Origin of the sequence: Nostoc sp. FACHB-888 (assembly GCF_014696655.1) — a bacterium.
Taxonomy (GTDB): domain Bacteria; phylum Cyanobacteriota; class Cyanobacteriia; order Cyanobacteriales; family Nostocaceae; genus Nostoc.
The window spans coordinates 25,705-37,805 of record NZ_JACJQM010000021.1; the positions used below are offsets into that span (position 1 = coordinate 25,705).

Annotated in this window: 9 protein-coding genes and 1 pseudogene; 2 read left to right on the forward strand and 8 right to left on the reverse strand. The window is 42.1% G+C overall.

Going from position 1 to position 12,101, the window contains the following annotated elements; translation table 11 throughout:
* Positions 1–47: 47 nt before the first annotated feature.
* On the reverse strand, positions 48–416 hold the full coding sequence (locus H6G26_RS15395; protein WP_190730084.1) for a hypothetical protein: 369 nt from the start codon (positions 414–416) through the stop codon (positions 48–50).
* Positions 417–773: 357 nt separating this feature from the next.
* Between H6G26_RS15395 and H6G26_RS15400 the strand changes: the two genes are divergently transcribed.
* Positions 774–1,931, forward strand: coding sequence for an extracellular solute-binding protein (locus tag H6G26_RS15400; RefSeq protein WP_190730085.1), 1,158 nt, complete (start codon positions 774–776; stop codon positions 1,929–1,931).
* A 77-nt stretch (positions 1,932–2,008) separates the two neighbouring features.
* Here the strand turns inward: H6G26_RS15400 and H6G26_RS15405 are convergent, their stop codons facing one another.
* Entirely contained in the window at positions 2,009–2,581 is a 573-nt protein-coding gene (locus H6G26_RS15405) for a hypothetical protein (RefSeq protein ID WP_242053728.1), read from the reverse strand.
* Between the two features lie 48 nt (positions 2,582–2,629).
* Positions 2,630–3,424 (reverse strand): annotated as a pseudogene (locus H6G26_RS15410) (class I SAM-dependent methyltransferase).
* A 364-nt stretch (positions 3,425–3,788) separates the two neighbouring features.
* Here H6G26_RS15410 and ppk2 point away from each other — a divergent pair.
* A complete protein-coding gene (gene ppk2, locus H6G26_RS15415) occupies positions 3,789–4,691 on the forward strand; it encodes a polyphosphate kinase 2 (protein ID WP_190730086.1) in 903 nt (300 codons plus the stop codon).
* A gap of 45 nt (positions 4,692–4,736) precedes the next feature.
* Here ppk2 and H6G26_RS15420 read toward each other — a convergent pair whose 3' ends face one another.
* From H6G26_RS15420 to H6G26_RS15440, 5 genes are all read right to left on the reverse strand, one after another.
* Positions 4,737–7,406, reverse strand: a complete 2,670-nt coding sequence (locus H6G26_RS15420) for a U32 family peptidase (protein ID WP_190730087.1) — start codon at positions 7,404–7,406, stop codon at positions 4,737–4,739.
* A 100-nt stretch (positions 7,407–7,506) separates the two neighbouring features.
* Positions 7,507–8,157 carry a DUF3226 domain-containing protein gene (locus H6G26_RS15425; RefSeq protein ID WP_190730088.1) on the reverse strand — a complete coding sequence of 217 codons (651 nt, stop codon included), beginning with the start codon at positions 8,155–8,157 and terminating at the stop codon, positions 7,507–7,509.
* Positions 8,158–8,159: 2 nt separating this feature from the next.
* A complete protein-coding gene (locus H6G26_RS15430) occupies positions 8,160–9,302 on the reverse strand; it encodes an ATP-binding protein (protein WP_190730089.1) in 1,143 nt (380 codons plus the stop codon).
* A gap of 184 nt (positions 9,303–9,486) precedes the next feature.
* Positions 9,487–10,104 carry a Uma2 family endonuclease gene (locus H6G26_RS15435; RefSeq protein WP_190730090.1) on the reverse strand — a complete coding sequence of 206 codons (618 nt, stop codon included), beginning with the start codon at positions 10,102–10,104 and terminating at the stop codon, positions 9,487–9,489.
* Between the two features lie 185 nt (positions 10,105–10,289).
* Complete coding sequence (locus H6G26_RS15440) at positions 10,290–12,095, reverse strand: ABC transporter ATP-binding protein (RefSeq protein ID WP_190730091.1); 1,806 nt, start codon at positions 12,093–12,095, stop codon at positions 10,290–10,292.
* Positions 12,096–12,101: the final 6 nt, after the last annotated feature.

Sequence of the window (12,101 nt, forward strand, 5' to 3'; positions counted from 1 at the left end):
TGCTGCGGGGAATTAAACCTAGCCTGTCTATCTACGTAGCAGGAAATTTAATGAATTCTCTCTTTGAGTAATTGTTCTTCCAAGGCAGCAATGCGATTGTATGCTGCTGTTAATTGTGCTGTGAGTCGTTGTATTTGAATTTCTGGTGTTATATTATCTCCACCTTGACGATGCATATCTAGATAAATGCCATCTATCAAGACATCCTTGTGTTCCATTTCTGGATTTAAATTGTTACGTCTGAACTGGTAGCCACCAGTTGCGCCATTTTCTTGCTCATTATGCTTTGCTTGTGTATTTGCTAAAGAACACTCTGAGAAAGCTTGAGCGACTTTACCATCAAGCTGCTCAATCACTTGGCAGAGCGCATCCAGTTTTTCGCTTAAAATCAGGATTTGCTTCTGTAATGGCTCCATTTAATACCCTCATCCGTACATTTTCTATATGTTATTCAATTTAGTCTCAAGGTTAACAATACTTATGGATTATTTAAGTATTGATAATTTTTGGTGGAAAAGTGACATTTAAATCATTATTTCTAAATATAAGCAAAGTTTGACCATAAGTATCACTAAGGAAATTTCTGGATAAAAATTAATCTCTAGCTATTTATTTGCCGAAAAATGCGCTATTTTAAGCCAAATTTTCAAGATTATGGGTATTAACAAGAAAAAATATCGGTAATTTTCCAATTCCACTTTTTCAAATAGTCAGCCTCTGGTAAATCTCTGCTTAATATTAGGTATAATCTAAAATTTCAAAATCCAAAATCAATGGATCGACGGTCTTTTTTGCTAGGTACAAGTACATTGGCACTTTCACAAGTGCTTTTTGGCTGTGGTGGAGACAATGAGAGGGAACTCAAAGTACAGTTATTAAAAGGTTCTATACCTGGTCAGGTTGTTAATCAGTTCCAAAAAGGTTTGCAGCAACAGGTGCAGTTAAAGTTTGCTCCAGTTGAGCAGATACAAGATTTATTTCAGCAATTACAAAATTGGCAGCAGAAACCAAAAGCCACCGATGAACAGGGATGGAGGCGCTTTATACCTTTTAGGCAAGGTCAAAAATCGGCTGATGCAGACCTAGTGACGTTGGGAGATTACTGGCTAAAAGCAGCTATTGAGCAAAAACTGATTCAACCACTCCAAGAGGCACAGGGAAACGAATTAAAGCAGTGGTCTGCTTTAGATGAAAGGTGGAAACAAGTGGTGACGCGCAACGACCAAGGTAACTTAGATACTCAAGGAAAGGTGTGGGGTGCGCCTTATCGGTGGGGTAGCACGGTGATTGTTTATAACCGTGACAAGTTTCAAAAATTGAGATGGACGCCTAAAGATTGGAGTGATTTGTGGCGAGATGGAGTGCAGCAGCGCATTTCCCTATTGAATCAACCACGAGAAGTTATTGGTTTGGTTTTAAAGAAGCTAGGAAAATCTTATAATACAGAGAATCTTGACCAAGTACCCGACTTGGAAAAGGAATTACAGACATTAAACCAACAGGTGAAATTATACAGTTCCAATAACTACTTGGAACCTCTAATTATGGGAGACACTTGGCTAGCGGTTGGTTGGTCAAGCGATGTATTGCCACTTCTGGGACGTTATCCGCAACTTGCCGTAGTTATCCCCCAGTCAGGAACAGCAATCTGGGCAGACTTGTGGGTACGCCCCGCAGGTATCACTAAGGATACTTTATCAGTTCAATGGATTGATTTTTGTTGGCAACCAAGCACAGCTAAACAAATTTCGGTGCTGACCAAAAGTAATTCGCCAATTTCTACAAATATTGTCGCTTCTGATATCCAAGAACCATTACGGAGTCTGTTGCAAAGCGATGGCGAAGTTTTTGATAAAAGCGAATTTTTGCTTCCCTTACTACCATCTGCAATAAAACAATACGAGTCTTTATTCGCCAAAATTAAGGTTTAATTGGGAATTGGGGATTGGGAATTGGAGATTGGGTATGGTTGGTTATTCTCCTTGTCCCCCCATTCCCACTCCCTTTTCTACAAAGAACGCTGTAACCCTATCTTGTTCTTAAGATTCGTTTGGATACTGCATGAAGCTGGACTTGTACTAAAGTTGCAAGTGTAGGTTGCCAAGGGTTCTTTTTGATAATTAAATACCCGGACGTTGTAGCCAAAGTTACGTGCAGCGCTACCCAAGCGATTGACGAACTCGTAGCGCTGTATAGAGTCTAGTAAGCTCCAAATTTGCTGATTCACGAGCAAGTCTACTCTTGCAGGCTCTTTCTCAGAAGCTGGATATGCTATCCAATTATCCAATAGCTTTCCCTCAGAGTTTTGTTGTGCCCACCATAAACTGGGAACGGTTAATCGTTCTGGATTAATTGTGTTAGCTGTGATTACATAGTTTTTTGGCTTGGTCAATAAATCTAGTTCCAGAGGCGCAGTAGAAGGCGACGGTATTAGGGGGGTTTGCGCTAGTGAGGGCCGGACTAATAAAGTTGTGAGGCTAATGGTTAATAATAATGAAAATGATCTCTGACGATGGCTGCGCCAACGCCTGTCGTAGGATGCCCAAAGGGCTGTAGCGCGATCGCACAATTTAGGTATCATAAATAATTTGTAATTCGTAATTAAGGCATAAGTTAAAATTCGCACAATTTAAACTTTAATGGCAACGATGCGAATTCTTCGATAATCTGCTGTCCAAATTCCTTGTTGATACAACATCGACTTGAGATATTCGTTCACGACGCGAATTACTTGTATTTGTTGCTCATCAGTTAGCCCTACTAAAAAAGCACTGGCGAACATCCCAATCCAGTTTGCCATACCTGCTTCTCCTTCTGCTAAAGGAGTTGGGCGAGCAAAAAGCATGGCATGAATGACATCAAAGCCTTGCTGTTCCAGTAAGCTGGCGTACTCGCCAATACTAGGAAAATACCAAGGATTTAGGCCTTGTGCAGAAATATTAAGTGCTTCTAAGGCGCTTTCTAGAGCTGTGGCGATCGCTTGCACATTTCCCTTACCACCAAATTCTGCCACAAAACGACCTCCAGGTTTTAGTGCTTGATGTATGGAAGCGATGCCTGCGGCGGTAAACTACGCACTATCTGCTTCTTTCACCCAATGCAATACAGCGTTGGAAAATACAGCATCCAATGGCTTATCTACTCGAAAGTTCCTAGCATCAGCAACATCAAAGCGGATATGGGGATAGTTTTGCCTTGCCTTTTCTATCATTGCGGGTGCATGATCAACTCCCAGTACTTCAGCCCCAGCTTGGGCAATTTTTTCTGTGAGTTGTCCAGTGCCACAGCCTAGATCCAAAATCCATTCTCCTGGTTTAGGGTTGAGGAATTTTAGTAAGTCTTCACCATACTGCCAGACAAAGGCGTGTTTATCTTGGTAAAGGGCAGTATTCCAATGATTATTGGGTAAGGAAATATTACTCATAAATAATAATGGTCGTTCTTATTTAGATCATGACAGAAAAGAGTTTGCTGTTTCGTATCATTTTGTAACTCTAATACTTGCTAAACATATTTTTATGCTAAAGAATGATCGCCTATCTAAACATAAATTGAGCTTACTATAATAAAAGTGATTGCTTGATTAGATAAATCTTTTGTTTCGGCGATATATTTCTAGCGCTTGCTGATGATAATTAATGGCTTTTTGCTTTTCGTCTAATTGCATATGCTGTTTTACAAGATATTAGGTTGACTCGTGTCAATCCCAGCAACCTTGCTTTGCTCTCGACAGTTATGCTTGAAATTTATTGCCTCATCGTCTTTAAACATTAACCGCAAAAAAGTTTATGAACACCGAACAAGATAATGGAAATCCGATTAAAAAAGCTACAGAATCTCCGATGGCAAAGCTAAAAGCCCAGAAAAAGACCGCAAAAAAATTCAAAAAACACACGAGTGAAGGTGAAGGAAGTTCTAAATTATCCAGTCGGCTTTACGAAAAAAAAATAGCCAAGCTGCAATTAGAACTGGTGAAAATGCAGTATTGGGTGAAGTTTACAGGTGCCCGCATCGTGATTCTTTTTGAAGGACGGGATGCCGCAGGTAAGGGGGGTACAATTAAACGGATTGCGGAGCCGTTGAATCCGCGTGGTTGCCGGATCGTTGCTTTAGGAACGCCTAGCGATCGCGAAAAGACCCAATGGTATTTTCAACGCTATGTGACTCACTTGCCAGCTGCGGGTGAAATTGTTTTGTTTGATCGCAGTTGGTATAACCGTGCTGGGGTAGAACATGTAATGGGTTTTTGCACAGAAGAACAGTACAACAATTTCATCCAAGATTGTCCAGAATTTGAACGGATGTTGGTACGTGAGGGCATCATTCTACTGAAGTATTGGTTTTCTGTCAGCGATGATGAGCAAGAACGGCGCTTTCAATCCCGAACCACTGATCCAGCACGACGGTGGAAACTAAGTCCAATGGATCTCGAATCGCGCGATCGCTGGGTAGAATACTCTAAAGCTAAGGATGTCATGTTTGCCCACACTAATATTCCCGAAGCACCTTGGTTCACCGTTGAAGCAGACGATAAAAAACGTGCTCGCCTGAATTGTATTTACCACATCCTCAGTAAGATTCCCTACGTGGATATGACCCCCCAACCTCTAGAACTGTCCCCCAGGAAGCCTGCTGATACCTATGTCAGACCACCCCTGAATGAACAGTTTTTTGTACCACAGATTTATTAGGGAACTCCAAAAAATAAATTTTCCTCCCCCTGCCCCTTTCCTCTTTTATGACCGCAGTGCAGACACTCCCATAGGGCCACGAGTTACGCCCAATTGATTTTGCAGTTTCAACTCACGCCAGAGTTGGGAACCTGTAATCTCACCTTGCAGTAGTTGATTGTAGCAATCTATTGTTTTACGCACTTGTTCTGGGGTTTCATTCACAAACTCGATGCGAAAGTGACTTAATCCCAATTCTATGAGGCGCTGTACGTACTCTGCTCCCGTTTGAGCAGTACCGTTAAATACAGTATTGCGGCAACCTACATCCGCCTTGAGGACGTGTTCGCTGCCAACGCGGTCTTTTAATTTTACTTCCTGCTTTTCACAAGGTCGTCCACAGTTGGTGTAGTCTGTACCCGTCGAGAGAAAGGCACAAAAAACACAATGTTCCATGTGAAACATCGGCATATGCTGATGGATCGTCACCTCAAACCACTGGGGCGGACAACTGGTGAGCAGGTCTTGTAGTTGGGTAATATTCAGGTCATAGGATGCCGTGAGTCGTTCCAAAGCAAAGTGTTGCTGAAAGTAGTCTGCTGTTAAGGCATTAGCAACGTTAAGTGAGAAATCTCCGATACAACGGTCTTGGGCAAAGAATTGCAGTTGATCATAGTTCCGTATCAGATAGCCATCTGCCTCACAGGCACGTACTTGTTGCAAAATCCAATTTTCTCCCGGTTTAGTAATTCGGGGTGGTGCAACCCAAATTGTGGGAAACGAGGAGTGGGGAGTGGGGAGTTGGGAGTTAGGAGTTAGAAGTGAAGAATTGTCTGCTTTGTTTTTTTGCTGTTGTTGGCGCACCATTTGCACTGCTTCTCGATAGGCGCGGGGATCTTCAAATTCACAGTACAGTGTTTCAATACCAGCTTTGAGTGCGGCTTGGAGTTGCTTGAGGTTTCGTACTAAGACTATGAGTGAAGGAGATAAGAGGGATAAGGGAGATGAGGAGGGTAATAGGTCTTGAAAAGAGACATCAGAATGTAATTGCCAACGTTTGGGTTGACTTCGCAATTCTTCCATCTGCACCACAATTTCCCGCCGCATCCGGTTCAACTCACTTACGGGCAACATAATGGCACCGCTAAGGTGATTGGTTAGTCTTTCTAAAAAGAAAGGTGTGTTACCGAGACGACCGAATTGTTCTTGTAAACGGTCTTTATGTAAGGGTTTGGTGTGCGCCTCCACCAAAGAAATTGCAGACTCTACTTTTACAATATTACCGAGTTGATCACGAGCGATCGCAATCAATGGCTGACCAATTTCTCCATAAACCTCTACATCAATCGGACGCTGAAATTGGGGATTCTCGCCTGCAAAACTCTGACGCAGTTGCTTATCAAGTTCTGGATCGCTGGTTTTCCAAATGCGATCACCTATATGCACTCGGCGCAAGTTTAAGTCATTTCGCCCAAAGGACAGGATAGATTCTTTACCTTTGGACACCACAGCATAAACCCGGCCGCCTTCTTCTTTCGCCTCTGGATGACCGCAGTCAAACACAATTCCATCTCCCGGTTTTACAGGCGCTTCCAGTTTGACTGTTACCTGTTCGTTGTGAATGCGGCTGACTTCACCTAAATAAACCCCACGTTTTTTACCAAAGCGGGCGTGAACTAGTTCCTGATTATTAATCCCGCCAAACCAGCCCGTGTAGAGTCCGCGAGAAAATGCCATTTCTAGGTTGTAGTGTTCTTGATTTGATTGACCTCTCGCCCAGCCCCACTCCGTTTCGGAGAGGGGAGCTTTTATTCCTCCTTCTGTTGTAGGGAAGGGAGTTAGGGGGTTAGGTCTTTCCAATTCCGCCATCACCCCATCTAAGGCTTGGCGATAAACACGGGTGACATTAGCAACATATTCTGGGGCTTTCAAACGACCTTCAATTTTGAGACAAGTTACTCCTGATTTCACCAAATCTGGCAAAACATCTAACCCTGCTAGGTCTTGAGGACTGAGTAAATATTTGCGTTCTTTTAAATTCACAACTTCCCCATCCGCGATTAACTCGTAGGGCATCCGGCAAGCTTGGGCACATTCACCTCGGTTGGCAGAACGTCCGCCTAAAGCCTCGCTAGTCAAACACTGACCGGAATACGCTACGCACAAAGCACCGTGAACAAAGACTTCCAAGGGCAGCGAAGTTTCCTGTTGGGCAATCTGCTGCTGAATTTTATTGATTTCCTGAAGAGAACATTCACGCGCCAGCACCACCAATTGACAGCCGAGGGACTTGGCAAATTCCACTCCAGCTGCGCTGGTAATCGTCATCTGCGTGGAAGCGTGAATGGGGAAATCGGGCGACAGGTGACGGATGAGACGGCATATACCTACATCCTGAACAATCACCGCATCTACACCTGCTGCAATAATTGTGCGGAGATATTGCTGTGCTTCTGCTAGTTCTTTGGGAAATATTAGTGTGTTGACAGTGAGATAACCCTTTACGCCGCGACGGTGCAGAAATGTCATCAATTGGGGTAAGTCCGCCTCAGTAAAATTTTGTGCCCGCATTCTGGCATTGAAGCGATCCAAACCGAAGTAAATCGCATCTGCCCCATTTTCCACAGCAGCTTTTGCACATTCCCAATTACCTGCTGGCGCGAGTAGTTCAGGGCGTTGAAGGGAGGGTTGGGAAAAAGGGCGTAGGCGTAGCCCATCGGAGATATCGCTTTTCATCAGATTTAGGGAGGGTTAAGTAGCACCATAGTGATTTTATCGAAGTTATTGGGGGATGGTGGGGAGGGGGCGGTCGCTTTTTGAAAATAGCAAAATAATATTATAAGTTGTAGACATTTTTAACATGGTTTAAAAATGTCTGCACCTTTGGATGTTGAGGATTCAGAATTTTATACTTTATAGCTTGATGCAGTTGTCTTCCTGGCTCTTCTTGCCATGCTAGCCAAGTGTAAATTTTAGCTTTATCAAAATAAGAATCTTTGAATAATGCTCCTTTGCTTTTTGCTTCTTGCGCTACTTCCTGAGCATATTGCCAAATAGTTTCGCTTTCATCTCTAATCATATAAGCTAAAAAGCTCTCTAACATACCTCTCATTTGGTTATCTGGCATAATCCAGATACCAAACTTAATTCCACTTTTTGTAACGTGAATAAGTCCTGTCTCTGATATTTCTTCAGGAAGATCGGGGATACTTGGCAAACAAGCATTTCTGATACTTATCCAACGTGCAGGTAAATCGTCATCTGCATCTATTATCACGCCTAAATGGGTAAGTCCTGATGCTTGTAATTCAGTAGAGATAAGGTTTGCATTAATGTTTTCATAACCTCCACAATCTTGTATTGATACAATTGCTTCCCTTTTGTTATCACCCCAACGAATTCCGTTTTTTTCTATTAATTCTGGTATAATTCGTAAATCTTCCGGCCCTTCTACTAACAGTTTCTTGGGCTCATAACCTTTTGCCATTACTAACGTACCTCAATTTCTCTTTCAGCAGCAATGATGATTTGAGGTTCAGTGAATACTATACTTGTTTCTTTACCTTTCTCAATTCTGTGAATTCTAATACCCTCCTCAGTTACATCTTCCTGCTCTGCAATACTGGCTAAACTTGTCCAACAATCACTATTGTGAGTAGTTGCAAAAACTTGCACATTTAATCTTTTGGCTGTTTCCCAAATCAGTTTCCACATATCAGACATCGCTGTAAAATGGAGTCCGGTATCAATCTCATCAACAAACAAGTATCCATCTTTAGCACACACTATAGCTAGTGCAAGCCCTAAGATACGCCAAATACCATCACCCATACTGCCAATTGGTACACGCTGATTACTATCAGAAAGAAGTACAAAAAAACCGCCCCGCGAATCTAAGGAATACCTGGACTTTCGAGAACTAACTGGAGCAATCCGTTGAATTTTAGAGTATATTCTACTAAGTGCTTGCTCTACAAGTTTTTCTTCAGGCGTTAGTACTATCTGATCGAATAGTTCAATCATCTTCTCAGTTCCTAAAGAAGATGATGTTATAAATTGTATTTTTGGTGATGAATTTTTAGGTTCTCTACGCAATTGACGAGTATAATCCTCTATAGGAAGTCCGCCATTAGCTGATAGCGGTAGTCTCCAAGGCTTTTCTTCTCGTCCATAATTCCACTTAATATTGAAATCTAGTTCTCTTAATGCATCTGGAACTTCATCATATAGAAACTCAGGCGATGAGCTAAGTGGCTCTTTTGAAGAAATTTTGCGTTCTTCTATTGATACAATAAGCTCCTCTTGAATGTTCCCATTAGTACCTGTTATTGAAAATTTACTCCCCAGTTCAATCTCGTGACCATAAAAAAGATGACGAACATCAAGGTCTTGAGCTTGAGGTAACCTTAACCTACGTTCACTACGCTCATCATCAAAAAAATATTCACTCCGGTTAGTCATTGTCTGACGTAGTGGATCAAGATTATTCCGTGAGCATAAAAGTTGAATAGCTTCTAGTATTGATGTTTTACCGATATTGTTTTTACCAACGAGCAAGTTGACTCTACCAAGCTGCTGAAGCTCGAAAGATTGGAAACTACGGAAATTCTCTATTTTTATCGTCTTCAACATAATTTTGCTAGCCGGAGACAACAAAGAGTTAATGACTAGTATTAGTATAAGCACTCTTAACAGTTATCACTTGAGTAAAAACAAGCGATGCCTGCGGCGGTCTACGCCTAGGCCTTTGTCAAGTCAGATAAATTATACGATATCTTCTCTGCGAGACCCGAACGATGGGCCATGCCTACGCACCTTACCCTAATTCCTCAATATCAGCACTTTCCCCTTCCGACTCAACAGGCTCAAACTTCACCTTGTTGTATAAATCTTGTAGTGAAATCTCAAAGGGTACGGTTACAAGTGCGATCGCTTCATCTTCTTCATCATATTCACGAAGCGTCCATTGCTTTTTACCAATTTTAGAAAATTGCTCTACATAAATTCTTGTTTGGTCAATTAACAGATATTCTTGAAAGGTAGAAATAGTTCGGTAAGCTTCAAATTTATATTGGCGATCGTAGCCTTTCGTTGATTTTGATAAGACCTCAACAATAATCTGTGGATTAAGAATTACATCCTTCCGGTTGTTAAAAAACTCTGGTTCACCTGCCAGAATCATCACATCTGGATAGGTATAGGTAAGCTTTTGGGGTATCCACAGACGAATATCACCCATGAAAACTTCGTAATCTTGCTGGCGAAACGCAAAATTTAAGGCAGCACTTAGATTCAACGAGATTCGATTGTGATTTATTGTTCCACCTGCCATAGGAATAATTTGTCCGTCTATGTATTCACTTTTGTAGTCAGCAGCTTCCTCTAACTCTAAATATTCCTCTGGGGTATAGTATCGCTGTTGTGTTATTTGCATAGTTCTATCGGGTAACAATGTTTAACGATACGGAGCGTCTAGGCAATAAAGAGATTTTACCCACGTTTACCGAACAGGTTAACATGGTTTGATAGAGGTGCTATGTGCTTTGTAGAAAGTGAGCGTAGGCGCAGCCCAACCTAGGTATCGCTATCTCAATTTACAAAGATTTCAAGCTTCTTTTCCTACTGATAACCAGCTGCTTGTAACAGAAACAATTTGGCATAACGTCCTCCTAGCTGTAACAGTTCTTCGTGAGTTCCTTGTTCTATAACTTCCCCGTTTTCTATTACTAAAATTTTGTCAGCCATTCGTACTGTTGAGAAGCGATGGGAAATCAAAAGTACCATCTGATTTTGAGTAATAGCGCGAAAATGATTGAAAATCTCAAACTCAGCTTGGGCATCTATTGCTGATGTTGGTTCATCTAACACCAAGATATCTGCTTGCGATCGCATAAAAGCACGAGACAAAGCAATTTTCTGCCACTGTCCCCCAGAAAGTTCTTGTCCTCCTTTAAACCAACGACCAAGTTGAGTCTGGAAGCTTTGGGGTAATTGGTCAATAAAAGATTGGGCCATGCCTTTTTCAGCAGCAGTTTCCCAACGGTTTTTGTTTTCAAGATGTTCTACATCGCCCACGCCAATATTCTCCCCAACAGTAAACTGGTAGCGGACAAAGTTCTGAAAAATTACACCAATGCGACGCCGCAGCACATCTACATCCCATTCCTGCAAGTCCAAGCCATCTAAGAAAATTCGCCCAGAGTCGGGGGTGTAGAGTCGGGTAAGTAGTTTGATTAATGTAGTTTTACCGGAACCATTCTCACCCACAATTGCCAGTTTCTCTCTGGGTTTCAAGTGTAGCGAAATGTTTGTCAACGCTGGCTTGGAACTTCCTGGATAAGTAAATGATACGTTCTCGAAACGGATACCATCTTGCGGATTTAAACCAATAGTTGCTTTACCCCAAGACTTTGGTACTTTCTCTTCCAGGAAATCGTAGAGATTTGATAGATATAGGTTGTCTTCATACATCCCTCCAATAGAGGTGAGGGCATTGGAGAAAGTAGACTGTCCTTGGCGAAATACAGTGAGATACATTGTCATATCTCCCAATGAAATCCTACCTCGCACTGTTTCCAGGACAATCCAAGCATAAGCTAGGTAAAAAGCGCCAGTACTAATTAAACTCAGGAGATATCCCCACACTCCTCGCCGTAAAGTCAAATCACGATCTTCGCCATAGAGTTGATCAAACAGGTTGCGGTAACGTCCTAGCAACATCTCTCCCAACTGGTAGAGTTTTACTTCTGTGACAAAATCTTCTCTTGCTAGCAGATTTTCTAAGTAGTGCTGTTGACGGGTTTCTGCTGCACGCCAACTAAACAAGCGAAAGCCTTCCCCAGCAAACTTCGTTTCAGCAATAAATACAGGGATAGCTGCCAAAATCAGCATTAGCACCGCCCAAATTGAGAAATTTACTAGCAAAATACCGTAGGTGAACAGGGAAAGAGCATTTTGCACTAACCCAAAGGTGCGGTTTACTAAAGAAAGGGGACGAACTGATGCTTCTCGTCGGGCATTGGTCAATTTATCATAGAATTCTGAATCTTCAAACTGCCTGAGATCCAGTGTCAGCGCCTTTTCTAAGATAAGTACATTTACCCTTTGACCCAGTAGCGCCCGCAATAACGATTGACAAATGATGATTCCCCGTTGACCGCCTGCTAGTAAAATTACAGCGATCGCTTCTAATCCTACATAAAATAGAGACGGATAAATATTGACAAAACCATTATTTTGTGAGCTAGCTTGAGAGGCAAATACCACTGCATCAACAATTAATTTACTGATGTAGGATATTGCCGCCGGTAAAAGACCAGCAACTATTGTTAAACTAGCCAGAAGAATAGTAAGCGATCGGCTAGTAGTCCATACTAGGCTTATAGCCCGTCCACTGTAACGGAAAACCGTCAGTGATTGGCGCAAGACATT

Excerpts from the sequence above, each read along its gene's own strand:
- ppk2 (WP_190730086.1), top strand. The coding sequence starts at position 3,789 with ATGAACACCGAACAAGATAATGGAAATCCGATTAAAAAAGCTACAGAA.
- H6G26_RS15430 (WP_190730089.1), bottom strand. The coding sequence starts at position 9,302 with ATGTTGAAGACGATAAAAATAGAGAATTTCCGTAGTTTCCAATCTTTC.
- H6G26_RS15420 (WP_190730087.1), bottom strand. The coding sequence starts at position 7,406 with ATGAAAAGCGATATCTCCGATGGGCTACGCCTACGCCCTTTTTCCCAA.
- H6G26_RS15405 (WP_242053728.1), bottom strand. The coding sequence starts at position 2,581 with ATGATACCTAAATTGTGCGATCGCGCTACAGCCCTTTGGGCATCCTAC.
- H6G26_RS15435 (WP_190730090.1), bottom strand. The coding sequence starts at position 10,104 with ATGCAAATAACACAACAGCGATACTATACCCCAGAGGAATATTTAGAG.
- H6G26_RS15400 (WP_190730085.1), top strand. The coding sequence starts at position 774 with ATGGATCGACGGTCTTTTTTGCTAGGTACAAGTACATTGGCACTTTCA.
- H6G26_RS15395 (WP_190730084.1), bottom strand. The coding sequence starts at position 416 with ATGGAGCCATTACAGAAGCAAATCCTGATTTTAAGCGAAAAACTGGAT.
- H6G26_RS15425 (WP_190730088.1), bottom strand. The coding sequence starts at position 8,157 with ATGGCAAAAGGTTATGAGCCCAAGAAACTGTTAGTAGAAGGGCCGGAA.